We start from the raw sequence: 26,421 nt of genomic DNA on the forward strand, positions 1-26,421 counted from the left end.
GCGCCGCGCGCCGGCGGCGGCATGTCCCGAAATCTCCTTGTGCCAGAGGGGTTAAGCCCCTTCCGGCGGCATCCGTGTCGTGTTACGCTTTGGCAACCTTTTGGGGAAAGGGGAGGGACAAGATATGACTGCCGGAACATTGACTCGCGCTGATCTTGCCGAAGCGCTCCATCACCAGGTCGGGCTGTCGCGCGCCGATTCGGGCAAGCTCGTCGAGCAGATCCTCGAACATATGTGCGAGGCGCTGTCCAACGGCCAGAACGTCAAGATCTCGGGGTTCGGCACCTTCGTGCTGCGCGACAAGGGCGAGCGCATCGGGCGCAACCCCAAAACCGGGGTCGAGGTGCCGATCGCGCCGCGCCGCGTCCTCACCTTCCGCGCCAGCCAGATGATGCGCGATCGTATCGTGGAAGCCGGCTGATGGTGCCTCCCGGTCCGCCGGAGACGGTGGCGGGCGGCATCACGGCAAGCGAACCCGGCGGAAGACCCGCCGGGGACAAGGCGGCGGGCGCGTTCCGCACGATCGGCGAACTCTCGCGCGAAAGCGGCCTTCCCCAGCATATCCTGCGCTATTGGGAGACGCGCTTCCCCCAACTCCGCCCGCTGCAACGCGCCGGCAACCGCCGCTATTATCGCCCCGAGGACGTCGCGCTGGTGCTGCGGATCAACCACCTGCTCAACCAGGAGGGGTACACGATCCGCGGCGTCCAGACGCTGCTCGCCGACGAACGCAAGCGCACGCCCGCCAGCGCCGCGACGATCGAAGCGGTGCGCGCGGTGCGCGAGTCGCTCGCGGATGCCTTGGCGCGCGACACCACCGCCACCTGACCACCCCGCCCGTCGCGCGTGCGCGCCACGCGCCAGCACGCCTCCCCGCGCCGCCGCGAGGCGGCGCGCGCCTGTCGCCGGGCGATCGCACCCGCTCCGGTGATATCTCCGTTCAGAACGGCGGCGAGGTACAAATACGTATAAGGACGAATACTTATACAATAGATTGTGTATAAATCACACGTCGCTGTAGAATATCCGCTACACAAAACCGTAATATCGCGCCGACACTTACGGCATGATACTGATGTCGATTTATTACTATGCTTGGCTTGATCTTGAGAGTATCGCGCCGCACGGGAGAAGGACAAGAGATCGGGGTCGCTGTCCCCTTTTGGCTGTTCGTCCGAAGATCGGGAAGATCCTCCTTCCGATGAGCGTAGCCAATTGTCCCAACTACGTGGACTCTCATCATGAAGATCAACACGCTATTCCTTGCCGGTACGATCGCGCTCGCGGCGCTCGTGCCTGGATCGAGCGCGGTCGGCCGCACCGCCGACGCCGCCGCAACCGAGTCGCCGACGCTGGCGGCATGGTCGGACCGCGTCTATCGCGCGGTCGAGGAACACCTTACCTACCCGCATGACGTTTTTGGCCGGTATTCGACCGGTGTCGTCGCCGTGAAGTTCAGGTGCAGCGAAACCGGCGCGCCCGCCGATGTCGAGCTCTACAAATCGTCGCGCGCGCCCGATCTCGACCAGGCGGCCCTCCGCGCGGTCCGCCGCATCGCCACGCTCCATCCGCTCCCGGATGGCATGCCGCACAATCAGCGGATCGTCATGCGCGTCCTGTTCGCGGATACGCCGGAAACCGCGGCGCAGGAGATCCGGCACATGCGCATCGAGGCGGCGCAGGCCAATGCGTGGTTCGGCAGGTCCGCGCCGGCGGTCGCCAGCACGATCGCCCTCGCGCCGCCCGCCGGCGGCTGACGTGACGCGCGCCGCGTCCGGCCGCTCTCGCGCACCATCGCCGATGATGGCGCGCGGGGAGACCGGGCGCGGTCCGCCTTAGCGCTCGCGCGTCGCCGCGAATTTCACCTTGGCATAACGGTCGGCGATATAGCCGACCTCCCAGGCCGATTTGGCGAGGAACACCGGGTTGCCGTCGCGGTCCTTGGCCATCGCGCCGCGGTTGAGATCGGCGAACGCCTTGAGGTCGGCCGGGTCTTCGGCGGAGACCCAGCGCGCGGTCTCGAACGGCGCCATCTCCAGGCTCGCGGCGACCTTATATTCGGCCTCGAGCCGCGACAGCAGCACCTCCAACTGGAGCTGCCCGACCACGCCGATGATCCAGTTCGAGCCGATCTCCGGGTAGAACACCTGCGTGACGCCTTCCTCGGCCATGTCGTCGAGCGCCTTGCGGAGCTGCTTGGTCTTGGTCGGGTCTTTCAACTGGACACGACGCAGGATTTCGGGCGCGAAATTGGGCAGGCCGGTGAAGCGCACGTCGGCGCGTTCGCTCAGCGTATCGCCGACCCGGAGCGTGCCGTGGTTGGGGATGCCGATGATGTCGCCCGGATAGGCTTCGTCCGCCAGTTCGCGCTGCTGGGCGAAGAACAGGATCGGCGAGTGGATCGCGATCGGCTTGCCGTGGCCGGTCGGGGTCAGCTTCATGCCGCGCTTGAACGTGCCCGAACACAGCCGCATGAAGGCGATGCGGTCGCGGTGGTTGGGGTCCATATTGGCCTGGACCTTGAACACGAAGCCGGTCACTTCGTCGCGCGCCGGATCGACCGCGGCGGGCTCGGCCGGCTGCGCGCGCGGCGGCGGCGCGAACGACGCGAGCGCGTCGATCAGCGAATCGACCCCGAACTCCTTGAGCGCCGAGCCGAAATAGACCGGCGTCAGATCGCCGCGCCGATATGCTTCGGCATCGAATTCCGGATACCCCACCTGCGCCAGCTCGACATCCTCGCGCACCTTGGCGAGCGTGCCGGCGGAAATGATCGCGTCGAGTTGCGGATCGTCGATGCCGCTGGTCTGGATCACCTTGCCCTGAAACTCGCGGCTCGCGCCCTCGGGCAGCAGCAGCCGGTTGGTGACCAGATCGAATATCCCCTCGAAATCGCTACCCATCCCCATCGGCCAGGTCATCGGCGTCACTTCGAGCTGGAGCAGCTCGGCGACCTCGTCGAGGATCGCAAACACCTCGCGCCCCTCGCGGTCGACCTTGTTGACGAAGGTGATGATCGGCACGTTGCGGAGGCGGCAGACCTCGAACAATTTGCGCGTCTGGCTCTCGATGCCCTTGGCGACGTCGATCACCATCACCGCCGAATCGACCGCGGTCAGCGTGCGATAGGTGTCCTCCGAAAAGTCTTCGTGGCCCGGCGTGTCGAGCAGGTTGAAGGTGGTGCCTTCGCGCTCGAACGTCATCACCGAGGAGGTGACCGAGATGCCGCGCTGCTGCTCGATCTTCATCCAGTCCGAGCGCGCGCGCCGCGCCGCGCCGCGCGCCTTCACCTCGCCGGCAAGGTGGATCGCGCCGCCGAACAGCAGCAGTTTTTCGGTGAGCGTGGTCTTGCCGGCGTCCGGGTGCGAGATGATCGCGAAGGTGCGGCGGTCGGAGATGTGATTCATCGCGGCGCTGTACGCAATCGCGCGCGCCCGGTCCATCGTCGCCCCGGCGCAGGCCGGGGCGACGGCTGGTTTGACCCGCGCCCGAAACACGGTAGCGTGCGGCGGATGCAAAAGCCGCCTCTCGCGATCCCGCGTTCGCTCTTCTTCCTGTCGATCTTCTACGGTGGCATGGTCTGCATCGCGGGCGTGCTCGGCAACAAACAGGTCACGTTGGGACCGATTTCCCAGCTTGGCCCGGTGTTGGGCCTGCCCCCACTCGCAATTGAAGCCGGGATTTTCGCCTTCCTGCTGCTTGTGGCGACGTCCAGCGCCGTCGCCGAATTGCACGGACGCAAGGTAGCGAACCTCTTGGTTTTGGTTGGTTTCGTCCCGCTGGTGACGTCCGTGATCTTAACGCTGCTTGTCCTTGCTTTGCCTGCCGCACCGGAAATGCCTGCGGATCGATTGGCTGCTTTCAACACGATGATGGGCGCCACGCCTTGGATCTGGCTCGGCGGTATCGTTGCCTATGGTGTGTCTCAAATACTCAATGTCACGATCTTTTCTTGGCTCAAGGGGCAGGAGGGTAATTCGCTGCTTTGGGTGCGCGCCGCAGTTGCAAGCGTGCTCAGCCAGATCGTCGATACATTACTCTTCATCACCATCGCGTTTGGAACAGGCGCGATCGGCTGGCTTATGGGCGGTCAGATGTTGGTAAAAGTCGTTCTCTCGATAATTCTGGTGCCCGTTCTGATTACGATCTTCGTCGCGCTAGGTCGGCGGCTGGATCGGGCGGCCTAACCCACCCCCGTTCGCCCCGAGCGAAGTCGAGGGGCAGCCCGGAGCGCAGGTGTCTCGACTTCGCTCGACACGAACGGTCTGGATAACCCGTTCGTGCTGAGCGAAGTCGAAGCACGTGCCCCGCACACCACGGCCCGCATCACGCGCCCCGTCAGCACCTGCCCCACCCGGATCCGCTACTTCAGATACCGGTCGAACCACGCAACCGTCCGTGCGCGCAGATCCTTGGCGTTGGCGGGCGCGCGCACGCCGTGGCCTTCGTCGGGGTAGATCACCAGGCTGGTCGGCACGCCGAGATCTTTCAGCGCATGCCAATATTCGGTCGATTGCGTCGGCGGCACCTCGATGTCGCGCTCGCCCGCCCAGATGAAGGTCGGGGTCTTGGCATTCTTGATGAAGTAGATCGCCGAGGCCACCTCATACGCCTTGTAATCGTCGTACAGCGTCTTGCCGAAAAACGGCAGCATCCACTGGTCGATGCCGTTGGTGCCGTAATAGCTCACCCAGTTGGACAGGCCAGCGCCGGCGACAATCGCCTTGAACCGGTTGGTCTGCGTGTTGGCCCACATCGACATGAACCCGCCATAGGAGCCGCCGGTCAGCCCGAGCCGCGCGTCGTCGATCGGTGCGGCCTTTTCCGCCGCATCGATCCCGGCGAGGATGTCGCGCAGGTCACCGCCGCCGAAATCGCGTTTGTTGGCGGCGGTGAACGCCTCGCCCTGCCCGTAGCTGCCGCGCGGATTGGGCAGGAACACGTAATAGCCCGCCGCGAGCAACGTGCCGCTGGTGCTGTCGGGCGTCAGATAGGACGGCACGTTCGCCGCCGCCGGGCCGCCGTGGACGATCGTCACCATCGGCGCCTTGCCGGTGCCGGCGGTGCGCGGTGCCAGCAGCCAGCCCTGCACGTCAAACCCGTCGTTCTTCCAGGTGATGCTGCGCGCGGTGGCGAGCGCGGGCGCGGCGTCGTTGTCATGCGTGATCTGTACCGGCGCCGCGACCGGCCCGGCGTAGATCGCGGGCGCGTGGGTGAAGTCCTGCACCACCATCGCGACGCGGCTGCCGTCGGCGCTGTATGCGACGCGCCCGTCGCCCGCCGCGAAGCTCGCCGGGCGGTGCCAGCCGAGCGTGGCGGCGCGCGCGCCGACCGACAGCAGCGATAGGTCGCTGCCGCCGAGCGCGGTGCCCCGCACGCCCGCGCCGGTCCAGGCGATCGAGGTGGCGGTGAATTTGGCGCCCGTAGTGAGGTTGCGCGGGGTGCCGCCGGTGATCGGCACGCTCCACACGTCGCCGCCGACCGAGCCGAAATCGCTCATCAAGCCGCCGATAAAGGCGACCTCGCGGCCATCGGGGGAGACGCGCGGAAAATTGATCTGCGTCGTCGGCTTGGCGATGGTGCGGACCGCGCCGGTGGCCGCGTCGATCCGGTCGAGCGTCGCCACCCACCAATTGTTGTCGCCGTTGCCGAGCGCGCTGGTCACGACGAAGCCGCGGCCGTCGGGCGTCCAGGCATATTCATAGACATAGCGGCCGGCTGGCGAGAGCGGCTTGACCGCCGCCGCTGCGACCGCCGGGCCGGCGAGATCGAACACCGCGATGCGCTGCTCGTCGTTCTTCTCGCCGATCTCGCCGACCTGCCGCACCCCGGCCTGGTTCGCGCCGATCTCCTTGGCCGCCCCGAGCGTGACGAGCAGCGCGATCCGCGTGCCGTCGGGGGAGAAGCGCGGCGTCTCGGCGACCCCCGCGATCGTCGCGACGGTGCGGGTCGCCTTGCCGTCCTCGATGCCGAGCGTCACGGTCCCCGCGGCCTTGTCCCGCGCGAGCCAGGCGAGCCGGCCATCGGGCGCGAACGTCACGTCCGAATAGGTGCAGACAGCACACGGATCGAGCGTGCGCACCACCTGACCATTGGCCGCGCGCACGGTGATGACGCCATGGGCCCCTCCGACCGCGTCGATGCTGGCGATCCGGTCACCGCGCGGGGCGAGCGCGAGATCGCCATAGCTGCGCGTCGGCGCGGCGAGCGCGGGGGCGGCGGCCGACGCCAGCAGGGCGGCGGCGAGGTAAAGACGCATAGGATACTCCGGGGGAAAACTGTTAAAAAAGTCCGTTCGTGCTGAGCGCAGTCGAAGCACGTCCCCCACACGCTGGCGCGCGTGGTACGCACTTCGACTTCGCTCAGTGCGAACGGGTGGCGGCAGAAAGCGATCAATAATCCTTGGAAACCCGCACGTTGGCGCTTTGTCGTCCCAAAGTCGAGATCGTCGAGAGCACCGACAGCCAGCGCGTCACCTGGAACTCGACCTGGGTTGCCGAATAGCCCTGTCCATCGGTGATGATCTCGGCGAACAGCCGCCGCGTGACGTATTTGCCCGCCGCGACCGAGGTGCCCGCGCCGGTCTGCGGGTCGGCGGGGAGGATGCGCAGCCGGTCGAGCCCCGCCACGCGCCGCACCGCGTTGATCGGGTCGAGCCCGCCCTTGCCGTTCTGGAGCGCCGCCACCGCCGAGGCGAGCTGGAGCGCCTCGGGCGCGGACAGATTGGTGATCGAGGTGCCGAACAGCAACCGCGAGAGCAATTCGTCCTCCGGCAGCGCGGGCGTGCTCGTGAACGAGATTTCGGGCTTGAGCGCCGGTCCGGTGACGCGGATCGTCGCCGACAATCCGGTCGAATCGGCGTTGGCGGCGATGTCGAGCGCGGGATTGGCGGGCACCTCGCCCTGGAACAGGATCTTGCCGCGATCGAGCTGGAACTCGCGCCCGGCGAACTGATAGTCGCCACGCACCAGATCGGCGCGGCCGGTGATCGCGGGATTGTCGGGCGCGCCGCCGATATCGAGATCGGCCGACCATTCGCTGCGCAGGCCAAGCCCCGTCACCAGCAGATTGTTGGGCGCATGCGCGTGGACCGCGAGCTTCCAGGGTTTGCGCGGGCGATCGTCTTCCTCGCCGCCGCCGGGCAGGTTGATCTCACGGATGTTGAGCTGCGGCACCGCGCTCGCCGCGCTCGCCTGGCCGAGCCGGTAGCGGCTCTTGGTGAGAGTCACCTTGCCCGCGATCGTGCCGCCCGATCCGTCCGACTTGAAGGTGAGCGGACCCGTCGCGGTCGCGGCGATGTCGTCGCGGTTGATGAGCAAAGCGTTCTGCGCCTGCACCGACAGATCGATGCCGAAGCCATTGGCGGCGGCGAGATCGAAGCTGCCCGATCCGGTCACGCGCCCGCCCTTGCCGGCATCGGCGGCGAGCCGGTCGAGCACCAGCCGCGATCCGCCGAACCGCCCGCTCGCGATCACGTTGGTCAGCACCGTGCCGGTGGTCGCGCTCTCGATCTTGGCGCCCTTGGCCTGCACCACGCCGCTGATGCGGGGGTTGTCGAGCGTGCCGCCGACATCGGCGCCGATCGCGACCGGCCCGCTCAGGTCGAACAGTTCGATGCCGGTCAGCCGCCACAAGGTATCCGCCGGCCCGTCGTAGCGAAGCTGCGCGAACAGCGGCGCATGCGCGAGGCGGCCGGCGAGATCGTCGCCCCCCGGCAAGGTCAGCAGCATCTGCGCGCGCCCCACCGTCTTGCCGCCGCTCGCCGCGACCGCGCGCGCCGCCGCCTTGCCGGGTTCGAGGATACCGGCGATGCCGACATCGACCGGACGCGACGACAGCACCAGCCCCGATCGGGTGAGGCCGCGCACGGTCATGTTGATCTTGCCCGTCGGCGCGGCGCCGCGCGACTGGACGAACGCGAGCTTGCCCGACGCTTCGCCGCCCAGCCCAAGCCCCGGGTAGCCGATATCGAGCACCGCCAGCGGCATGCTGGTCAGCGTCGCATCGACCGCGCTGGCGGCGCCGGTGAAATGGCCCGACAGATCGGCGGTGCCGCCCGCGAACGACAGTTTCGCCGGCGCGAGCCGCCAGCCATCCTCGTTGCGCGTGAACACCGCCGGGCCGACCAGGGCGAGCGGGCGGCGGTCGAGCGTGCCTTGCGCCGACACCGAATAGCGGTCGGGCGTCACCGCGATCACGCTCTGGATATCGAACGCGCGCCCGCGCGATCCCGCGATCGACGCGCGGATTTCGCCGCTGCCGCCGCGCAGCGCCGCGTGGATCGCGGTGCGGCCGATCACCAGCGATCCGCGCCGGATGCCCGATGCGGTCGCGGTCGCCTCGATCGAGGTGCCGGCGGGATCGAACACCGCCGAAAGGTCGAGATGCGCGCGCCGCACCGTCACCGCCTGCGCCAGCCGCGCGGCGGCCGCGTCGATCCGCGCGTCGATCCGCTGCTGCCCGTCCTGCGGGCGGAACATCAGGTCTCCCGCCAGCCCGCCGCCGACCAGCGCGACCTTGCCGTCGAACCCGCCCTCGACGATCGCGAGATCGCCGTGCGCGCGCGTGCCGCTGACGTTGAGCTGCTGGATCTGGATCACCGCCTGACCGCCCTTGGGCAACAGGATCTCGCCTTCGCCGTCGAACGGCCCGAGCCGCGATCCGCCATGCGCGGCGAAGGCATAGCCCGCCGGGGTGGGATCGAGATGCGCGGCCACGTTCGACAGCCCCATCGCTGCGTTGGGCTGGGTGAAGACGAGATCGAGCGTCGGCTTGTCGATCTTGCCGTCGAGCTTGATCGTCAGCGGGCCATAGCGCGCCTGCTGCCCGCCGCCCTCGAAATGGAACGTGCCGTCGCGCCGACGGATGCCGTTGCCGGTGATGCGGATCTGCGGCCCGGTGAGCACCAGGTTGGTGAAGTGCAGCACGCCGTCGGTGGTGCGTTCGAGGTTGGTGACCAGCCCCGGCAACCCGCCCGCGAGCGATCGGAAGAACGCGTTGTCGAGCCGCAGCATCCGCGCGCTGCCCTTGCCGATCACGCGCGTGCCGCGCCCGCCCGGCCCCGGCACGACATGCAGCGACGAATTGACCTCGACCATGCCCAGGCCGGGGATCAGATAGCGCGACAGCCCGCCGTTCAGCCCCACCTCGTAATGGCCGTTGACGAGATCGACGAGCAGCGACACCCGCCCGTTGAGCTTGTCCGACGCGAGCTTGAGATCGTCGCCCGTCACCAGCTTGCTCGTCACGCGCAGCACCCCGTCGATCGACAGGTTGCGCAATATGCCGCCGGCGACATCGCCGATCCCGGTCACGCGCGCGGCGGTAAGGCGGATCGGCACCACCACCGGCGCGGGCGAGAGATGCCCCTTGCCGGCTGCGCGCACGCTCTCGAACCCGGTCTGGTCGAACGCCATGCGCTCGGCGGAGAGGCGATAGTCGAACCCGGCGGTCGCGAACGCGCCGTCGAGGATCGCGCGCAGCTCGATCGCGCGCCCGGTCATGTTCGGAAACAGCGCCGATGGCTGGAGCAGCCGCACCCGCACGCGCGTGTCGCGAAACGCGCTCGCGGCGAGATCGAGCGCGCCCTCGCCGTGCAGCGCGAGTGACGCCGAATGCAGATCGAGCGCGCCCGTCAGCCGCCGCCCGGCGAGCGTCGCGGCGCCGTTGACGATGACGCGGGGGCCGCTCAGCCGTTGCAGCTTGCCGTGCGCGAGTGGCGCGACGGTCAGCGTTCCCGCCAGCGCATAATGCCCGGCGCGGTTGCCGAGCGTCACGTCGGCAAGCCGCACGCTGCCGACATCGGCGATCGCGCGGCCGCGCCACGCGCGCCACCGGCCGTCGCCGTGGACCTCCGCCGCGATCGGCCGCGCGAACCCGCTCGCCTTGGCGAGCACCCCCGTGGCGGCGCCGCGCGCGCTGAGGTCGAAGTCGAACCGGTCGCGGTCGGGCTGCGCGTCGAGCTTCAGCCGGAGCGTGTCGCTCCCCGCCACCACCGCGTCGAGATCGACCAGCGCCCGCCCGCCGTGGATATCCGCCCGCCCGCGCAACCGCCCGCGCCGCGCCACCCCGGTGATCGCCGGCGCGACCATCAGCCGGTCGATCCGCAGCGTGCCGATGCGGATGTCGAAGCCGGGCAGGATCGGCCCGGTCCGCGCCGTCGGCAGCGTCTGCGGCAGCTTGAGCAGCCGCGCCTGCGGAATGACGAGGCTGGTGATGTCGAGCCGGTTGTGCAGCCACGCCAGCGGCGACCAGCGCAGCTCCGCGCGCGGCGCGTAGAACACCAGCCCCCTGGGGTCGCGCAACCGGAAATCGACCAACGTCGCGCGCGAGAATAGCGATCCGTCGATCCGCCCGAGGCTGTAGCGCAGCCCGTTGGCGGGGCGCAACGCGCCGATCCGGTCGATCACGAAGCGGTGGCCGATGTCTGAATCAAGCGTGACGATCCCGAGCGTCAGCACCGCGAGCACCACCACCAGCAAATTCGCGATCCGCTGCCGCCAGCTCCGCCTGGCGCGCGGCGGCGGCGGGGCGGGGGTCTCCTCCGCGTCGCTCAAAACGCCTGTCCCAGCGAGACATAGACCGCCACGCGCGGATCGCCCTTCTGCGGGTTGACCGGCGTGCCGACGTCGATGCGGATCGGCCCGAAGTTCGAGTAATAGCGCACGCCGAGCCCCGCGCCGTAGCGGAACCCAGAGAATTTGGGCAGCGGCGTGGTATAGATGTTGCCGCCGTCGAAGAACGGCACCACGCCGAAATTGCCGAACGTCTTGACCCGCGCCTCGAGCGAGAATTCGCTCAGCGAGCGCCCGCCGATCGGATCGTTATTGGGGTCGCGCGGGCCGATATCCTGATAGCCATAGCCGCGCACCGATGCGCCGCCGCCCGAATAGAAGCGTCGCGACGGCGCGATCGCGTCGCGCGGCGCGCCCGCGATCGTGCCGAGCCGGATGCGTCCGGCGACGACCACGCCCGCCGCCGCCTGCTTGTACGCGCTCGCGTCGAACTGCATGCGCGCATAAGCGAACACGTTCTTCTCCAGCGACACCTCGGGCGAGAACCGCCCGGCCAGCCGGAAGCCGCGCGTCGGATTGAGCAGATCGTCCGATCCGTCGTAGCTGAGCGTCGTCGGCAGCGCGCCGATGAAATAGGTCTGCCGCCGCGGCGCGCCGGTCGAGACGATCACGTCGCGCTCGTCGGACGCGGTCAGTTCGCCGCCGATCGACCATGTCCATTTCTTCTGGAAGAAGATGTTGGTCTGGCGTTCCAGGCTGCCGGTCAGCGACACCGATTTCGCCTCATAGGCGGTGCGCTTGAGATTGGAGGCGGTCGCCTGGAGCGTGAGCACGCGGTCCCGCGCGTGGAAATTGTTGCGGCGGTAGGTCGCGCCGGCAAGCTGTTCCTGCGTGCCGAGCACACCGCGCAGGATCAGCGCGCCCTCGGGCGGGAACAGGTTGCGGTGGGTCCAGCTCACCTCCGCGCGCGCGCCCTCGCCGGTGCCATAGCCGAGTTCGCCCGCGATCGTGCGCGGCGGCGCCGGCTCGGTCGCGACGAGGATGTCGACCAGATCGGGGTCGCTCGCCGGCACCGGCTTGATCGTGACGCTCGACACCAGGGAGGTCTGGATCAGCGCGCGGCGCAAATCGGCGAGCGCGACGTCGTCGAACGGCTTGCCGGGCGTGAAGCGCGCGATCTCGGCGATATGGTGCGCGTCGAACACGTGTTTGCCCGCCGGCACGACGATCTTGCCGAAGCGTCGCGCGGTGCCCGGCGCGACCGTCATCGCCAGCGTCGCGGTATGCGCGGCGTGATCGACCACGATCTCGGGATCGCCGACCACCGCGAAGGGGAAGCCGCGCTGGCCGATCATGGTGCGCAGCTTCGCCTCGCCGCCCGCGATCGTGTCGGCGTTGACCGGATCGCCGGTCTTGACGCCGAACGCCTCGCGCAGCGCCGCCGCCGCGTCGCCCGCGGCGTCCAGCCCCGTCACCCGCACCCCGCCGAACGTGTAGAGCGCGCCCGGCTCGGCATCGAGCACGACCAGCAGGCGGCCGGTGCCGGGGTCGACCCGCGTCGCCACGCTCGCGTCATAATAGCCCTCCGCGCGCAGCAGCCCGGTGAGCAGGGCGGCATCCTCGCGCGCGCGGCGGTCGAGCTGGGCCGCGTTGGCGGGCTGGCCCTCGTTGGTCTTGAGCGTCGAAAGCTGATCGAACCGCTGGCGGAGCAGCGGCGAGGCGATCGCGTCGATTCCGTCGACGCGGTAGGTGTAGCGCGTGTCGCCTCCCGTCGCCTGCGCCTTGGCCGGCGTGGCGGCGGGGGTGGCGGCGGGTCCGAGATCGGGCCAGTCGACGCCGAGCCCCGGCAGCGGCGCGAGCGGAGACTGCGGATCGAGCGCGGGTTCGGTGACGGGCGGTCGCGGGGCGGGGGGCTGGGGCGGCGGCTCCGGCGCGGGCGCGGGCGATTGCTGCGCGCGGGCCATCGGGCAGGCAAGCACCAGCAAAACCGCGGCGGCGCCATACGCCGCGCCCCGCTGCCCGAGCGACAACGTCATGCCGGCTGTCCTAGCCCGGCCGGCGCCCGGCCAACAAGCGTTTATCGCTGGCGTTCAGCCGCGATCAGGGCACGGTATGGCCCATGTGCGTGCGGGTGCGCGGGCGGGGCGGCGAAACCGCAATCACTGCACCGTGCCGATCGCCCCTTGCGCGGCCATCAGCACGATCAGCCGCTCGATCTGCCGCCAGCGGCGGAAGTGGGTGTGGTTGCCGAGATCGCGGCTCCGCTCGGCGCGCGCCGCCGCCTCGAACCCGGCATCCTCGCCGAACGCGGCGATCAGCGTGGCCGCGTCCGCGACGTCGCTGCGATGCCCCAGCCATGGCATATCCGCCATTCGAACCCTCCCGCGAAAGTGCGCGGGACGGACACACACGGATCATGCCACGAACCGCATCGCCGCCCGCGCGGCGGCGCACGGTGGTAAACGCATGGCGCGCGCGGCGCGCCGCCGGTCCCGCGACGGGACGCTGGCGTCCAGCGGCGGGACATGGCAGAGCCGCCGCATGGCAAGCAAATCCCCCGCCGCCGGCGGCGTCCTGATCGCGATCGGCGCGATCGTCGGCGCGTTCGCCGGCCTGTTCCTCGGCGAACCGAGCAAGGGCCTGCTGCTCGGCCTCGGCGCGGGCGCGGGCATGGCGACCGCGGTCTGGCTGATCGACCGGCGCCGCTAGCACCGGCGTCACGGTGCCGCGCGGGCCGCGCGCCCCACGCTAGCGCAGCGCGCGCGACAGCCACACCACCCGCCCGATCACCTCGACCGCGTCGGGCGGCTGCGGCGCGATCGTCCCCGCCGCCGGATTGTCGCTGGTGATGCGCAGCATCTCTCCCGCGCGCGCCACCCGCTTGACCAGCAACACCCCGTCGAGCCGGATCACGAACACCGCCGGCTGATCGCGCACCCGCCGGTCGCGCTCGTCGACCAACATCAGGTCGCCATCCTCGATCAGCGGCGCCATCGAATTGCCGCGCGCGCGGATCTCGGCGGCATCGGCGGGGCGGACGCCGAGCTGCGCGAGCAGGCGCGGATCGAAATGCGCCGCGCCGCCCGCCCGGTCCTCGTCGGCGAGCGCGCCCGGACCCGCCGACGCCGCGATCTCCAGCCGCCGTATCGCCACGCTCGGCGCCGCCGCCGCCGGGCCGCCCAGCTCGGCCTCGTCGACGCGGAAGAACGCGGCGAGCAGCCGCCGGTCGGCCTCCGCGAGCACGCGCGGGGTGCCGCGCTTCACATATTGCTGAAGATAGGCGTCGTTGCGCCGGAGCATCCGCGACAGCGCGCCATAGCTGTGCCCGCTCGCCGCGATCAGCGCCGCCAGCCGTGCTCGGATGTCGTCGTGCGCCATGCCGCCAGCATAGCCTAGGAAATTTCCTAGACAAGTTGGAAATGCGAGAACAAAAACGGAACATCAAGCGAGTCGAGGAGGCGGACAGGTGATGATTCTGGGCAAGATCGATCGATTTCTGAAGGCGACCAACATGGCGCCGACGCGGTTCGGGCGGATGGCGGTGCGCGACCCGCGGCTGGTTCACGATCTGCGGCGCGGGCGCGAACCGGGCGCGCGCATGGTTGCGCGGATCGAGGCGTTCATCGGGGAGCGCGGCCAATGAGCCGCGGTCCCGATGCCGGCGCGCGGCTCGAACGCGCGCTCGTCGCCAACGCGGCGCGCGCCGGCTGCGCGGTGACGGTCGCCGACGCGACGTGGGAGCGCTGGGCGAGCGTGACCTTCGCCGGCGCGCGCCATACCCTGTGGCTCACCGGCGCGGCGGGGCACGCGCTCGACCGCTGGCTCGCCGATCTGCCCGAGGCGGATCTCGTCATCCGCCACGGCCTCGTCGCCGATCTGGCGGTGGCAGGCGTGGCGCGCGCGGGCGGGCAAGCGCGCATCACGCTGGAGGCGCTGACGGTGGAGGCGTGACCTGTCGTCTTCGCGGACGCGTCAGTCGTGCCGCACCGCCAGCGCGCCGGTACGGCACAGCGCCTCCACCGTGCGCGCGAACTCGGTCATCAGCCCTTCGAGCACCGGCTCGAACCCGCCCGCCGAGATGATGTCGGGCGGCGGCGTCACGCCCCCGCGCGGGTCTTCGACGACGATGCCGCGCGCGATCATCTTGGCGACCTGCCGCCGCACCGTTTCGCGCGGCAGCCCGGTGGCGGCGGAGATCGCGTTGCGGGAGATCGGCACGATCGCCTCGGGCGGCAGCGGCGTGGTGCCGCGCAGCTCGGGCGGGATCGCGCGCTCGCGCATCACGCGCTGCACATTGGCGACCGAGATCGTCAGGAAGATCAGCGTCTCGGACGGGCCGAGTTGGATCGTCTCCGACAAGGTGCGTTGCGTCGTCAGGAACTGATTGCACAGCGCGGTCATCGCCACGCGCCAGTTCTCGGCCATTTTGGCCGTATTCGTGGTAACACTCGTCCCCATCATCCCCTCACGCCGACACTGACACGCCCGAATTGCGTCCGGGTCGAATATCGTTTCGAATATCGGCGGTTCGCGGGGTTTCGTAAACTCCGGTTTTCGCGTGGCGACGAATCACGCGCGTCTGATACATTCCTGCAACATTCGCGCCAGCGCCGCGCGCCGGGGCGATCAGCCGGCGGTCTTGGCGCTCACCCGCCAGACGGTATTGCCGACATCGTCCGCCACCAGCAGCGCGCCGGTCTTGTCGGTGATGACCCCGACCGGGCGCCCGCGCGCCTGGCCCTTGTCGTTGAGGAACCCGGTCAGCAGGTCGACCGGCCGCGCGCCCTTGGCCGGGAAGCCGTTGTCCGCGAACGGCACGTAAACGACCTTGTAGCCCGAGGGCGGCACGCGGTTCCACGAGCCATGTTCGCCGACGAACGCGCCATTGGCGAAGCGCGGCCCGAGCTTGGCGTCGCCCGCGAAGGTCAGGCCGAGTGCTGCGACATGCGGCCCCAGCGCGTAATCGGGCCGCTTCGAATATTCCTGCAACGCCGGATTCTCGGGCTGGACGCGGTGGTCGATATAACCGCCCCAGTAGAACCACGGCCAGCCGAAGTGATCGCCCAGTTCGACCTGGCTCATATAATCGGGCGAAAGGTCCGATCCCATCATGTCGCGTTCGTTGACGACCACCCACAGCCCGCCGCCGTGCGGCTCGAACGCCATCCCCTGCGGGTTGCGCAGGCCCGCCGCATAGATACGGAACGCCTTGTGGACCGGATCGACCTGGAGGATGTTCGCGCGGTTCTTCTCGGCATCGAGCCCATCGTCGGCGATGTTGCTCGACGATCCGACCGAGACGTACAGCGACCCGTCGGGCGCCGCGAGCAGCCCGCGCGCCCAGTGGTTGCCCCCGCCGGGATAGGTCACGATCGTCTCGGGCTTGGCGGTGATCTTGGTCTGGCCGGGGGTGAACGGCACGCGCACCAGCGCATCGGTGTTGGCGATGTAGAGATACCCCCCCGCCAGCGCCATGCCGAGCGGCGAGTTGAGCCCGGAGATCAGCACCGTGCGGCTCTCCGCCACGCCGTCGCCATTGGCGTCGCGCAGCAGCGTGATGCGGTTGGCCGAGCCGCTGTCCGCCCCCGCCGAGCCGATCAGCAGACCCATGATCCAGTCCTTGACGCCGCGCACCTCGCGCGGCGGCGAATCGGTCTCCGCCACCAGCACATCTCCATTGGGGAGACGATAGAGCCAGCGCGGATGCTGGAGATCGCGCGCGAACGGCTGCACCTGAAGGCCAGCCGCCGGGGTCGGCATCGCCCCGTCCCAGCCGACCGGCTTGGCGATCCGCGTCGTCGGGAACATCTGGTTGCGCGGCTGGCTGATCTCGGGCCGCTTGCCGGTCACCGCCTCGAGCGGCAGCTTCGCCTGGTCGGGCCGGCTGATCCAATAGCCGACCGGGATCGCGACGACGATCAGGATCAGGGCGATGCGCAGGATGTGCTTGAGCATGCACGGTTGGTAAGCCGTGGCGGCGACGGGCGAAAGGCTAAATCGCCGGCGCGCGCTACCCCTTGAGGTTCAATAGTGGAATCGGCATTGCGCGATTTCGAGCTGCTGGTCGGGCGCCTTGCCCGAAATGCGGTACACCAGCCGGTCCGCCTCGGTGAGGCGCCGCGACCACCATCCCGACAGGTCGCCGCGTAGCGGCTCGGGCTTGCCTTTGCCCTTGAACGGGCTGCGCCGGCATTCGGTGATAAGCGCGTTGAGCTTTTCGAAAACCTTGGGATCGGCGTTTATCCAATATTGATATTGCTCCCAGGCCAAGTCCGAAAAGACCAGCCTCACGCGTCGGCCAGCGCAATCAAGTTCCGTTCGACACCCTTGCCCGCATCGAGCTGCGCGATCGACTCACGCAGCGCGCGCGCATTGGCCGGGGTGGACAGAAGGTGCATCGTTTCTTGGATGGCGTTCCACGTATCGAGCGACACCATCACCACCGGCTTGCCGTTCTTGCGCGTGACGACGACCTCTTCATGGTCTTCGACGACCTGCTCCATCATGTCCTTGAGATTGGCGCGCGCGTCCGTGTACGTCACAACCTGCATATAAGCCTCCATTGGACGCTTATATGTACAGGTATATGTACAAATCAAGGGATGCTTCTTCCCTCACTGATTTGCAGGAGGAAGGAGCGAGTCGACGTAAGGGCGAGGGCGATCCGTCCCGCTTTACGCCCGCGTCCCCGAAACCGGAAAGCTCCCCATCACGCCCGCGCCGACCGATCCGGTCAGCGTGTCGCCATCGACGGTCGCGGTGCATTCGAGCGTCATCGCCATCGGCGACGTGATCGACATCACCCAGGCGATCGTGTCGCCATCGACCTTGCCGTCCTTGACCTCGACCGAACCGAGCGCGCCGCTCAGGTTGCCGGTGAAGCTCGCGCCCGCGCTCGCCACGCTCAGCATCGCCTTCTGTTCGCCGAGCGGCGTGCGCACCACGATATTCCACTGTCCATCGACCGTCGCCATCACGTCACTCCTGTAAACCGGCCGCCCGGCGCATCGTCGCGACCGATGCGGCGGGGATCACCTCGACCGGCAGGCCAAGGCTGTCAAGCTGCGGCCGCACGACCTTGGCGTCGCCGACCACGATCCACAGCGCGCGAGCCGGATCGATCGCCGCACGCGCCGCCGCCCGCGCCTCGGGCAGCGTCAACGCCCGGTACCGCGCGGTGATCGTCGCATAATACTCGTCGGGGCGCTGCCACAGATCGTTGTTCTGCATGCCGCCGAGCAGCGCCTGCGCGGTTTCGAAACTGCCCGGCAGCGACCGCGTCGCGTCGGCGATCGCGCGGTCGAACTCGGCCTGCGTCATCGGCGCGGCGCCGACATAGCCGGTCAGCTCCTTGCGCAGTTCGGCGATCGCCGCGCCGGTCTTGTCGGCCTGCACCGGCGCGCTGACCAGATAGGGCGCGGCATGTTGGATCCGCTGGATGCTGCCGCTCGCGCCATACGCCCAATGCTTGTCTTCGCGCAGGTTCATGTTGATCCGCGCGAGGAAACCGCCGCCGAGCGCATCGTTGGCGACGATCAGCGGCAGCAGTTCGTCGGTGCCGGCAAGGTGGTTGGGCACCGCGCCGAGGATCATCGACTGCGGCGAATCGGGGCGGTCGACCAGCACGATCTTCGGCGTCGCCGGCGCGGGCGCGGTGAACGTCTTCACCCCGCGCGCGCCTGTCGCGGTCCAGTCGCCGAATCCGCGCTCGAACGCCGCCGCCACGTCGGCGAGCGGCAGGTCGCTCACCACGAACAGCTTGGCGGTGTCGGGGCGCAGCCACGCGGCGTTGAACGCGATCAGGTCGTCGCGGCTCAGCGCCGCGATCGCGGCCGGGTCGCCGCCGCCATTGGCCTTGGCATAGGGCGAGCCCGCGCCGTACAGCAACGGCGGCAACACGCGGTTGGCGAGCGCGCCCGGATCGGTCAGCTCCTGCGCGATGCCGGCGAGCAGTTCGGCGCGCTTCCGCTCGATCTCGGCGGGCGCGAAGGCGGAATGGCGCACCATGTCGGCGACCAGGTCGATCACCGGCGCGAGATTGACGCTCGGTGCGCTGAGCGACACCGAAGTGCGGTCGGCCCCGATCCCCATCCCGATCCCGGCGCCGAGCCGCTCCTTGGCCTCGGCGAGCGCGGTGGCGTCGCGCGTCGCGGTGCCCTCGTCGAGCATCGCCAGCGCGAAACCGGCGGTGCCCGATCGCCCCGCCACATCGGCGGCATAACCGGCATCGAAGCTCAGCACCGCGCGCGTGAACGGCACCGCGCTGCGCCGCGCATAGACGATCTCGATCCCGTTGCTGAGCCGGGCGCGCGTGACCTTCGGATAGGTCAGGTCGATCGCCGCCCCCGCCGGCGGCATCGCCCCGCGCGTGCCCTTGACCGGCGGCTCGGCCTTGGCGGCGACCGGCGCGGGCGGCGGCACCACCGCCTCGGCATAAGCGTCGCGCGCGCCCGGCGTGACCGTCAGCGCATAGACCGGCCGCGACAGCCAGCGCGCCGCCACCGCGCGGACATGCTCGGGCGTTTCCGCCGCGAGATCGGCGAGCTGCTTCTTGTAGAAGCCGGGATCGTTCGAATAGAGCGCGCCCTCGGCCAGCGTCACCGCCTTGCCGCCGCCGCCGCCGACCCGTTCGAGCCCGGCGATCGTCGCCGAGACGCGCTCGGTGACATAGCGCCCGACCTCGTCCGCGCTCGGCCCGGTCTTGAGGAAATCGGCGACGATCGCGTCGAGCCGCGCCGCCACCCGCGCCGCATCGACCCCCGGCCGCACCACCGCGCGCACTGTGAAGGTGCCGAGCTGCGCGAAGCTCGCGTTATACGCGCTGACCTGCACCGCCAGCTTCTCCTTGCGCACCAGGATATCGTCGAGCCGCGAACTCGACAGCCCGCCCAGCACCCCCGCCGCGACGTCGAGCGCGGTCGAATCGGTGTCGTTGATCCCCGGCACCGTCCAGGCGCGCAGCAGCATCGTCGCGCCGACGCGGTCCGTCATCACCTCGGATTTGGCCACCGCGAGCGTCGGGATCTCCACCTTGGGCGCGAGATTCTGCGGTCCGCGCGGGATCGCGCCGAAATACTTTTCGACCAGCGGCTTGGCGCTCGCCGCGTCGATATCGCCGGCCAGCACCAGCACCGTGTTGTTGGGGCCGTAATGCGCGCGGAACCAGCTCTTCACGTCGCCGAGGCTGGCGGCGTCTAGATCGGCCATCGATCCGATCGTGGTGTGGCCATAGGGATGGCCGGGCGGGAACAGCCCCTCGGTCAGCTTGTACTGGACGAGCCCGTAGGGCCGGGTGTCGCCCTGCCGCTTCTCGTTCTGGACGACGCCGCGCTGGCGGTCGAGCGTCGCCTGCGTCACCGCGCCGAGCAGATAGCCCATCCGGTCGCTCTCGAGGAACAGCGCCCGTTCGAGCGCGGTCCTGGGCACCGTTTCGTAATAATTGGTGCGGTCGTAATAGGTGCTGCCGTTCATGTCGGTGCCGCCGGCCTGTTTGAGCGGCGCGTAGAAATCCCCCGGCGCGTTCTCGCTGCCGTTGAACATCAGATGCTCGAACAGATGCGCAAACCCGGTCTTGCCCTTGGGCTCGAACTTCGATCCAACGTCATACCACACGCTCACCGCGACGATCGGCGCCTTGCGATCGGTATGGACCACCACGCGCAACCCATTGGCTAGGGTGAATTGCGTATAGGGAATATCGACCTGCCGGATCAGGGCCGCGATCGGGGCGGGCTTGGTTTCGGTCCGCGCGACGGCGGGCTGGGTCAGGAACATCAAGGAGCCGATAAATGCGAGAGATGTGAGACGCATGGTTTCATCCGATGGATCGGTCGCGCGCTACCATGCACGAACCCATGCGTCCAATCGCCGCCGCCTCTTGTGTTGTAAAATGGCAACACCATATCGCGCGCCATCAAAGGAGGGATTTCACCGACATGAATCTCGAAAAATTCACGGACCGCGCCAAGGGCTTCCTGCAATCGGCACAGACCGTCGCGATCCGCATGAACCACCAGCGGATCGCGCCCGAACATCTCTTGAAGGCGCTGCTTGAGGACGAGCAGGGCATGGCCGCGGGACTGATCCAGTCCGCCGGGGGCGACGCCAAGCGCGCGCTCAGCGAGACCGATCTCGCTTTGTCCAAGATCCCGGCGGTGTCGGGCAGCGGCGCGCAAGGTTCGCCCGGCATCGACAATGATCTCGTCCGCGTGCTCGACCAGGCCGAGCAGATCGCGCAGAAAGCCGGCGACAGCTACGTCACCGTCGAGCGGCTGCTGGTCGCGCTCGCGCTGTCGCTCAACACCGCGGCGGGCAAGGCGCTGCAAGCCGCCGCCGTCAGGGCCGAGGCGCTCAACGCCGCGATCAACACCTTGCGCGGCGGCCGCACCGCCGACACCGCCTCGGCCGAGGATCGCTACGACGCGCTCAAGAAGTTCGCGCGCGATCTGACGCAGGCGGCGCGCGACGGCAAGCTCGATCCGGTGATCGGCCGCGACGAGGAAATCCGCCGCACCATCCAGATCCTCGCCCGCCGCACCAAGAACAACCCGGTGCTGATCGGTGAACCCGGCGTCGGCAAGACCGCGATCGCGGAAGGTCTCGCGCTGCGCATCGCCAATGGCGACGTGCCCGATACGCTCAAGGACCGCACGCTGATGGCGCTCGACATGGGCAGCCTGATCGCGGGCGCCAAATATCGCGGCGAGTTCGAGGAGCGGCTCAAGGGCGTGCTCGACGAGGTCAAGGCCGGCGAGGGCGACATCATCCTGTTCATCGACGAGATGCACACGCTGATCGGCGCGGGCAAGACCGATGGCGCGATGGACGCCTCCAACCTGCTCAAGCCCGCGCTCGCGCGCGGTGAATTGCACTGCGTCGGCGCGACCACGCTCGACGAGTATCGCAAGTACGTCGGAAAGGACGCCGCGCTCCAGCGCCGCTTCCAGCCGGTGTTCGTGGGTGAGCCGACCGTCGAGGACACGATCTCGATCCTGCGCGGCCTCAAGGAGAAATACGAACTCCACCACGGCGTCCGCATCACCGACGGCGCGATCGTCGCTGCGGCGACGCTCGGCAACCGCTACATCACCGATCGGTTCATGCCCGACAAGGCGATCGACCTGATGGACGAAGCCGCCAGCCGCATCCGCATGGAAGTCGAGAGCAAGCCCGAGGAGATCGAGACGCTCGACCGCCGCATCCTGCGCCTCAAGATCGAGCGCGAGGGGCTGAAGCGCGAAAGCGACGACGCCTCGCGCGACCGGCTCGCCACGCTCGAGGGCGAACTCGCCAATCTCGAACAGCAATCCGCCGAACTCACCACGCGCTGGCAGGGTGAAAAGGACAAGATCGCCGCCGAGTCCAAATTGAAGGAACAGCTCGACGCCGCCCGGCTCGAACTCGACCAGGCGCAGCGCGCCGGCGATCTCGCGCGCGCGGGCGAACTGTCCTACGGGCGCATCCCCCAGCTCCAACGCCAGCTCGAGGAGGCGCAGGGCGCCGCCAAGGGCGCGATGCTGCGCGAGGAGGTCACCGCCGACGATATCGCCGGCGTGGTCAGCAAATGGACCGGCATCCCGATGGAGCGGATGCTCGAGGGCGAGCGCACCAAGCTGCTTCAGATGGAGGCGGCGCTCGGCAAGCGCGTGATCGGGCAAGCGCAGGCGGTGCGCGCGGTCTCGACCGCGGTGCGGCGCGCGCGTGCGGGGCTGCAAGATCCCAACCGACCGATGGGCAGCTTCCTGTTCCTGGGGCCGACCGGCGTCGGCAAGACCGAACTGACCAAGGCGCTCGCCGAATTCCTGTTCGACGATCCTTCCGCGATGGTCCGCATCGACATGAGCGAGTTCATGGAGAAGCATGCCGTCGCCCGGCTGATCGGCGCCCCTCCCGGCTATGTCGGCTATGAGGAAGGCGGCGTGCTGACCGAGGCGGTGCGCAGGCGCCCCTATCAGGTGATCCTGTTCGACGAGGTCGAGAAGGCGCATGGCGACGTGTTCAACGTGCTGCTGCAAGTGCTCGACGACGGGCGGCTGACCGACGGGCAGGGCCGCACGGTCGATTTCACCAACACGATCATCGTGCTGACCTCGAACCTCGGCAGCCAGTATCTGACCACGCTGGAAGAGGGGCAGGACGTCGCCAGCGTCGAACCGCAGGTGATGGAGATCGTGCGCGGCCACTTCCGCCCCGAATTCCTCAACCGGCTCGACGAGATCGTGCTGTTCCACCGTCTGGGGCAGAGCGAGATGGCGCCGATCGTCGATATCCAGGTCGCGCGCATCGACAAGCTGCTCGCCGACCGCAAGGTGACGCTCGACCTCACCGAGGGCGCGCGGAGCTGGCTGGGGCGGGTCGGCTACGATCCGGTGTACGGCGCGCGGCCCTTGAAGCGCGCGGTGCAACGCTATCTGCAAGACCCGCTCGCCGACCTGATCCTGCGCGGCGAGGTCAAGGACGGCGCGACCGTGCGCGTCGAGGAGGGCGACGGGAAGCTGGAGCTGACGGTGGTGTAGGTCCGCACCACCTGTTTCCCGCCCGTTCGTGCCGAGCGAAGTCGAGGCACCGTCGCGCACGACGGCCTCGGCTTCGCTGAACCGGCCCCTCGACTTCGCTCGGGGTGAACGGCTGAAAAACGGCAAAAGAAAGGGGCGGCTTCCGCGAGGAAGCCGCCCCAATTTTTGGCTCGGATCGAAGCGATCAGAACTTGAAGTTCGCGCCCGCCCGGAAGGTCCGGCCGATCAGACCCGGCGTGTGCCACGAGGTCAGATAGTTCGGCGAGCTGGTGTAGCCCGCCGGCGCGATCGGCGCGCGCGCGCCGAGGATGTTGCCGACGTTGATGTAGAAATCGAAATTGTCGTTCACATGCACGTTGGCGTTGAAGTCGGTGTAGATGAAGCTGTGGACATAGCAGAACTTGTCCGAGCCATCCGCCGCCTTGTAGAGCGCCGAGGCGCACGACAGATCGGTTGTGCCTTCATCCGCCGCGACTTCCTTGAGACGGCCGATCCAATAGGTCGTCGTGGTCAGCGCCAGCTTGCCGTATTCGATCGTGTTCTGCCAGCTACCGCGCCAGTTCGGCGTGCCGTTGCCCGAGGACAGTTCCTGCGGCCCGAGCGTACCGGCGTATTTCTGCACCGTGCCGTTGGTGTGCAGGTCGAACTGCAGCGTGTGCGTCACTTCCGCGCGAGTCGTGTAGTGGATGTCCGAGGTCAGATCGAACTGGCCCTGCGCGGCGAAGTCGAGGCCCGAGATGATCTCATAATCCGCGTTCACATAGGGAACGTTGTAGATGAGCAGACGGGGCAGCGCGGTCGGGTTGAACGGATCGGCGGCATCGACGACGTTGCACGAATAGCCCTGGCCGACCGCGGCGAGTGCGGCGCAGCCTGCGGCCGCGGCCGCGTCAGACGAAGCGAACTTCTGCGATGCGACCGAGTAATAGGCGCTGCGCGCCGCGCCACCGAGCGGGCCGGTGACGATCAGGTCGGACTTCTTGATGTTGAAGTAATCGACCGTGAAGCTCACGCGGCGGGTCGGCTGGAACGTGCCGCCCACGGTGAAGCTGCGCGACTTCTCAGGCTGCACATTGGGGTTGCCGGTCGCGCCGCTGCCCAACGAATAGATCGTCGAATAGGCCGAGTTGCCCGGGTGCGCGGCGACGAACGCCGCGTTGGGCGTGTAGTTCGAGAAGCCGGCATACGAGCTGCGCGGGTTGGATTCCGCGAAGGTCGGGGCGCGGAAGCCCTTCGAGAAGGTGCCGCGGATCGAGAAGAACTCGACCGGCTTGAACTGCGCTTCCACCTTCGGCGAGAAGTGGTCGTAGCCTTCCGAATAGTGATCGTAGCGGCCCGAAACGCCGTCGTTGAGCTGCGTCAGGATCGGCGCGTCGATCTGGAAGAAGCCCGCCGCGACCTCACGGTCACCGAACGCGGCCGAGGTGTTGAGGCCGTTCACGTCGAGGCCCGGGTTGCGGCTGTTGTTGGTCAGCGATTCGCGGCGATACTGGCCGCCCACCGCGATCTTGGCGTCACCGCCCGGCAGCGCGAACAAAGTGCGGCCGATCGAGGCATCGACGGTCGCGATCCACGAATGCGAGCGGGTGTTGATCGGCGGGAGCACCGCGTCGCGCACCGCCTGCGAGTTGAGGCTCGGATTGACGAAGTTGTACGAGCCGGTGTTGATCGCGTTGATGAGTGCGTTGGTGTTGTACCAGCCGTAGTCGGTCAGCGACAGATTGTCCTGCGCGTAAACGGCATCGACCTTCCAGACCCAGCTATCGCCGAAGTGGCCGTTCAGGCCGCCGCTGATACGATAGACTTCGTTGGTGCGGCTGCTGCCCGAACGGGCATCGCCGAACAGATAGTAGATGCGCGCCGCGCCGTTGGCGGGGTCGTTCGCATAGGCTGCCGCATACGGGTTGTTCGGGTTGAGGCGACGACCGGCGGCACCCAGGTCGGTCGCGCAGTTCACGCCCGAGTTACAGATCCACACCGGCAGGACGATGCCGGGGTTGCTCGCCGAGAGCGACGGCGAACCGCCGAACGGCTGGACCTGACGGATGTTGTTGGGCGGGGAGATGATATCGACCCGGTCATGCATGAAGCTGCCCTGGAGATACCCCTCGATCGTGTCGCTGAGCCGCAGGCTGGCGCGCGCGCTGAAGCCGTAGCGCTCCTGCAGCGGCAGGATCTGGCGGTACTCGTCCTGCAGGTTGTGCTTGCAGGCGGTGCCCTGCTGCGTGGCGGTGTTGACCGTGAAGGTGCCGAAGTTGCAGTTGCTGAGCGGGGTCAGCGTCTGGAACAGCGCCGGGGTGCTGGCGTTCGCAACCGAACCCGCGAGCGGATTGTTGAGATTGGTCTGGCGCACCCGCGTCACGATCGCGTCGGCGGTCGCGGTGGTGAGCGAATCGTCGGCGCGGTTGTTGTCGACGCCGCCGATCGAGGTGAGATCGAGCGTGTTGAACGGGAAGCCGCGGTCATGGTTGTTGACGCGCCCGTCGAACTCATACTCGCCCGTCACATAGACGTTGAAGCCCTGCGTCTCGTAATCGCCGTAGCCGGCCGACAGATGCGCCTTGTACTTCTGCGCGTCGCCCTTCTCCGCGAGACCACCCTCGATGCCGCCGGCGAGGCCGGTGATGTGCTTCTTGGTGATGATGTTGACCACGCCGCCGATCGCGTCCGCGCCATAGGTCGCCGACGCCGAATCCTTCAGCACTTCGACGCGTTCGATGTTGGTGATCGGGATCGAGTTCAGATCGACATAGGCGTTGTGGCCGTCGTCGTTGAGCGGGAAGTTGGCCGAGCGCAGGCCGTCCACCAGGACGACAGTCGACGACACGCCAAGGCCGCGCAGCGAGATGGCGCTGCCGCCCGCCGAGAAGCCGCTCTGGAAGCCGTTGCCGATCGAGCCGGCGCTGTCGGCCGAAACCGAACGGATCGCATCGGAGATGTTGGTGATGCCGGCTTTCTGGAGGTTTTCCGTGGTGAGCACGGTGATCGGCGACGGCGAATCGGTCTCGCGGCGCGCGAACAGCGAACCGGTGACGACGATGTCCTTGGTGTCGTCCTGCGCGGCGGGCGTGTCGGACGGCAGCGTCGCGGGTGCCGGCGCGGCCTGATCCTGCGCGAACGCCGGCGCGGCGAACGACGCCAGCGCGGCGAGCGGTGCCGCGCCCAGCAGCAGGCGGTTCTTGAGAGTCGTCTGGACGGAATGCATCAGTGTCTTTCCCCTTTGCGATCTCCCGCCGCGCGCCCCGTCGCGAACGGTGGAAGATACCGAGCCTCGGCGCCGGACGGCGCATGGTGAGGCGGATAAGGGAGGATGGCTGGGCCCGATCCGGGTGTAAAGACGGGGGATTCCCCGGTGTGATGATTTGCCCGCATTTGTAGCAATTGTGCCACAT

Annotated in this window: 21 protein-coding genes; 8 read left to right on the forward strand and 13 right to left on the reverse strand. The window is 68.4% G+C overall.

From position 1 onward, the window contains the following. Positions 1 to 124 precede the first annotated feature (124 nt). From PX554_RS09195 to PX554_RS09205, 3 genes are all read left to right on the forward strand, one after another. Positions 125 to 421 (forward strand): integration host factor subunit alpha, encoded by a 297-nt coding sequence (locus tag PX554_RS09195; RefSeq protein ID WP_093226108.1) that lies wholly within the window; start codon positions 125 to 127, stop codon positions 419 to 421. Further along, positions 418 to 828, forward strand: a complete 411-nt coding sequence (locus tag PX554_RS09200) for a MerR family transcriptional regulator (RefSeq protein WP_371128306.1) — start codon at positions 418 to 420, stop codon at positions 826 to 828. The genes PX554_RS09195 and PX554_RS09200 overlap by 4 nt, the downstream gene beginning before the upstream one ends. A 413-nt stretch (positions 829 to 1,241) precedes the next feature. Next, positions 1,242 to 1,757, forward strand: a complete 516-nt coding sequence (locus tag PX554_RS09205) for an energy transducer TonB family protein (protein ID WP_275500910.1) — start codon at positions 1,242 to 1,244, stop codon at positions 1,755 to 1,757. Between the two features lie 78 nt (positions 1,758 to 1,835). On the opposite strand, the gene PX554_RS09210 is transcribed toward PX554_RS09205, so the two are convergent. Next, positions 1,836 to 3,407: a peptide chain release factor 3 gene (locus tag PX554_RS09210; protein WP_275500911.1), complete on the reverse strand. Its 1,572-nt coding sequence runs from the start codon at positions 3,405 to 3,407 to the stop codon at positions 1,836 to 1,838. Positions 3,408 to 3,512: 105 nt separating this feature from the next. Between PX554_RS09210 and PX554_RS09215 the strand changes: the two genes are divergently transcribed. Then, the gene (locus PX554_RS09215) at positions 3,513 to 4,187 is read left to right on the forward strand and encodes a queuosine precursor transporter (protein WP_093226113.1); all 675 of its coding nucleotides are present in this window, start codon (positions 3,513 to 3,515) and stop codon (positions 4,185 to 4,187) included. Between the two features lie 176 nt (positions 4,188 to 4,363). Here PX554_RS09215 and PX554_RS09220 read toward each other — a convergent pair whose 3' ends face one another. From PX554_RS09220 to PX554_RS09235, 4 genes are all read right to left on the reverse strand, one after another. Next, positions 4,364 to 6,259 carry a S9 family peptidase gene (locus PX554_RS09220; RefSeq protein ID WP_275500913.1) on the reverse strand — a complete coding sequence of 632 codons (1,896 nt, stop codon included), beginning with the start codon at positions 6,257 to 6,259 and terminating at the stop codon, positions 4,364 to 4,366. 133 nt (positions 6,260 to 6,392) lie between these two features. Then, complete coding sequence (locus PX554_RS09225) at positions 6,393 to 10,556, reverse strand: translocation/assembly module TamB domain-containing protein (RefSeq protein ID WP_420833437.1); 4,164 nt, start codon at positions 10,554 to 10,556, stop codon at positions 6,393 to 6,395. Next, positions 10,553 to 12,550, reverse strand: a complete 1,998-nt coding sequence (locus tag PX554_RS09230; RefSeq protein ID WP_275500917.1) for an autotransporter assembly complex protein TamA — start codon at positions 12,548 to 12,550, stop codon at positions 10,553 to 10,555. The genes PX554_RS09225 and PX554_RS09230 overlap by 4 nt, the downstream gene beginning before the upstream one ends. Before the next feature lie 123 nt (positions 12,551 to 12,673). Further along, complete coding sequence (locus tag PX554_RS09235; protein ID WP_275501023.1) at positions 12,674 to 12,877, reverse strand: hypothetical protein; 204 nt, start codon at positions 12,875 to 12,877, stop codon at positions 12,674 to 12,676. 178 nt (positions 12,878 to 13,055) lie between these two features. On the opposite strand from PX554_RS09235, the gene PX554_RS09240 reads away from it, so the two are divergent. After that, a complete protein-coding gene (locus PX554_RS09240) occupies positions 13,056 to 13,223 on the forward strand; it encodes a hypothetical protein (protein ID WP_275500918.1) in 168 nt (55 codons plus the stop codon). Between the two features lie 39 nt (positions 13,224 to 13,262). Here PX554_RS09240 and PX554_RS09245 read toward each other — a convergent pair whose 3' ends face one another. Then, positions 13,263 to 13,892 carry a S24 family peptidase gene (locus tag PX554_RS09245; protein ID WP_275500920.1) on the reverse strand — a complete coding sequence of 210 codons (630 nt, stop codon included), beginning with the start codon at positions 13,890 to 13,892 and terminating at the stop codon, positions 13,263 to 13,265. 88 nt (positions 13,893 to 13,980) lie between these two features. Between PX554_RS09245 and PX554_RS09250 the strand changes: the two genes are divergently transcribed. Beyond that, the gene (locus tag PX554_RS09250; protein ID WP_176787249.1) at positions 13,981 to 14,157 is read left to right on the forward strand and encodes a hypothetical protein; all 177 of its coding nucleotides are present in this window, start codon (positions 13,981 to 13,983) and stop codon (positions 14,155 to 14,157) included. Continuing rightward, complete coding sequence (locus PX554_RS09255) at positions 14,154 to 14,465, forward strand: hypothetical protein (protein ID WP_275500922.1); 312 nt, start codon at positions 14,154 to 14,156, stop codon at positions 14,463 to 14,465. Before PX554_RS09250 ends, PX554_RS09255 begins: the two co-directional genes overlap by 4 nt. A 21-nt stretch (positions 14,466 to 14,486) precedes the next feature. Here PX554_RS09255 and PX554_RS09260 read toward each other — a convergent pair whose 3' ends face one another. The 6 genes from PX554_RS09260 to PX554_RS09285 all read right to left on the reverse strand — a co-directional run bounded on the left by PX554_RS09260 (position 14,487) and on the right by PX554_RS09285 (position 20,324). Beyond that, complete coding sequence (locus tag PX554_RS09260; protein ID WP_093226120.1) at positions 14,487 to 14,939, reverse strand: hypothetical protein; 453 nt, start codon at positions 14,937 to 14,939, stop codon at positions 14,487 to 14,489. A gap of 201 nt (positions 14,940 to 15,140) precedes the next feature. Continuing rightward, positions 15,141 to 16,469, reverse strand: a complete 1,329-nt coding sequence (locus PX554_RS09265) for a PQQ-dependent sugar dehydrogenase (RefSeq protein ID WP_275500926.1) — start codon at positions 16,467 to 16,469, stop codon at positions 15,141 to 15,143. A gap of 69 nt (positions 16,470 to 16,538) precedes the next feature. Then, positions 16,539 to 16,805: a Txe/YoeB family addiction module toxin gene (locus PX554_RS09270; RefSeq protein ID WP_093226123.1), complete on the reverse strand. Its 267-nt coding sequence runs from the start codon at positions 16,803 to 16,805 to the stop codon at positions 16,539 to 16,541. Continuing rightward, positions 16,802 to 17,065, reverse strand: coding sequence for a type II toxin-antitoxin system Phd/YefM family antitoxin (locus PX554_RS09275; protein WP_093226189.1), 264 nt, complete (start codon positions 17,063 to 17,065; stop codon positions 16,802 to 16,804). The genes PX554_RS09270 and PX554_RS09275 overlap by 4 nt, the downstream gene beginning before the upstream one ends. A gap of 123 nt (positions 17,066 to 17,188) precedes the next feature. Next, positions 17,189 to 17,488: a hypothetical protein gene (locus tag PX554_RS09280; protein ID WP_093226125.1), complete on the reverse strand. Its 300-nt coding sequence runs from the start codon at positions 17,486 to 17,488 to the stop codon at positions 17,189 to 17,191. Between the two features lie 4 nt (positions 17,489 to 17,492). After that, positions 17,493 to 20,324: a M16 family metallopeptidase gene (locus tag PX554_RS09285; RefSeq protein WP_275500934.1), complete on the reverse strand. Its 2,832-nt coding sequence runs from the start codon at positions 20,322 to 20,324 to the stop codon at positions 17,493 to 17,495. 125 nt (positions 20,325 to 20,449) lie between these two features. On the opposite strand from PX554_RS09285, the gene clpB reads away from it, so the two are divergent. Next, the gene (gene clpB / locus PX554_RS09290; protein ID WP_275500935.1) at positions 20,450 to 23,029 is read left to right on the forward strand and encodes an ATP-dependent chaperone ClpB; all 2,580 of its coding nucleotides are present in this window, start codon (positions 20,450 to 20,452) and stop codon (positions 23,027 to 23,029) included. 184 nt (positions 23,030 to 23,213) lie between these two features. Here clpB and PX554_RS09295 read toward each other — a convergent pair whose 3' ends face one another. Beyond that, entirely contained in the window at positions 23,214 to 26,234 is a 3,021-nt protein-coding gene (locus tag PX554_RS09295; RefSeq protein ID WP_275500937.1) for a TonB-dependent receptor plug domain-containing protein, read from the reverse strand. Positions 26,235 to 26,421: the final 187 nt, after the last annotated feature.

The sequence above is a fragment of the Sphingomonas pollutisoli genome (assembly GCF_029167165.1).
GTDB lineage: Bacteria > Pseudomonadota > Alphaproteobacteria > Sphingomonadales > Sphingomonadaceae > Sphingomonas > Sphingomonas pollutisoli.

Excerpts from the sequence above, each read along its gene's own strand:
- PX554_RS09275 (WP_093226189.1), bottom strand. The coding sequence starts at position 17,065 with ATGCAGGTTGTGACGTACACGGACGCGCGCGCCAATCTCAAGGACATG.
- PX554_RS09230 (WP_275500917.1), bottom strand. The coding sequence starts at position 12,550 with ATGACGTTGTCGCTCGGGCAGCGGGGCGCGGCGTATGGCGCCGCCGCG.
- PX554_RS09255 (WP_275500922.1), top strand. The coding sequence starts at position 14,154 with ATGAGCCGCGGTCCCGATGCCGGCGCGCGGCTCGAACGCGCGCTCGTC.
- PX554_RS09205 (WP_275500910.1), top strand. The coding sequence starts at position 1,242 with ATGAAGATCAACACGCTATTCCTTGCCGGTACGATCGCGCTCGCGGCG.
- PX554_RS09220 (WP_275500913.1), bottom strand. The coding sequence starts at position 6,259 with ATGCGTCTTTACCTCGCCGCCGCCCTGCTGGCGTCGGCCGCCGCCCCC.
- PX554_RS09285 (WP_275500934.1), bottom strand. The coding sequence starts at position 20,324 with ATGCGTCTCACATCTCTCGCATTTATCGGCTCCTTGATGTTCCTGACC.
- PX554_RS09195 (WP_093226108.1), top strand. The coding sequence starts at position 125 with ATGACTGCCGGAACATTGACTCGCGCTGATCTTGCCGAAGCGCTCCAT.
- PX554_RS09245 (WP_275500920.1), bottom strand. The coding sequence starts at position 13,892 with ATGGCGCACGACGACATCCGAGCACGGCTGGCGGCGCTGATCGCGGCG.
- PX554_RS09265 (WP_275500926.1), bottom strand. The coding sequence starts at position 16,469 with ATGCTCAAGCACATCCTGCGCATCGCCCTGATCCTGATCGTCGTCGCG.
- PX554_RS09235 (WP_275501023.1), bottom strand. The coding sequence starts at position 12,877 with ATGCCATGGCTGGGGCATCGCAGCGACGTCGCGGACGCGGCCACGCTG.
- PX554_RS09295 (WP_275500937.1), bottom strand. The coding sequence starts at position 26,234 with ATGCATTCCGTCCAGACGACTCTCAAGAACCGCCTGCTGCTGGGCGCG.
- PX554_RS09215 (WP_093226113.1), top strand. The coding sequence starts at position 3,513 with ATGCAAAAGCCGCCTCTCGCGATCCCGCGTTCGCTCTTCTTCCTGTCG.
- PX554_RS09210 (WP_275500911.1), bottom strand. The coding sequence starts at position 3,407 with ATGAATCACATCTCCGACCGCCGCACCTTCGCGATCATCTCGCACCCG.
- PX554_RS09260 (WP_093226120.1), bottom strand. The coding sequence starts at position 14,939 with ATGGCCGAGAACTGGCGCGTGGCGATGACCGCGCTGTGCAATCAGTTC.
- PX554_RS09240 (WP_275500918.1), top strand. The coding sequence starts at position 13,056 with ATGGCAAGCAAATCCCCCGCCGCCGGCGGCGTCCTGATCGCGATCGGC.
- clpB (WP_275500935.1), top strand. The coding sequence starts at position 20,450 with ATGAATCTCGAAAAATTCACGGACCGCGCCAAGGGCTTCCTGCAATCG.
- PX554_RS09280 (WP_093226125.1), bottom strand. The coding sequence starts at position 17,488 with ATGGCGACGGTCGATGGACAGTGGAATATCGTGGTGCGCACGCCGCTC.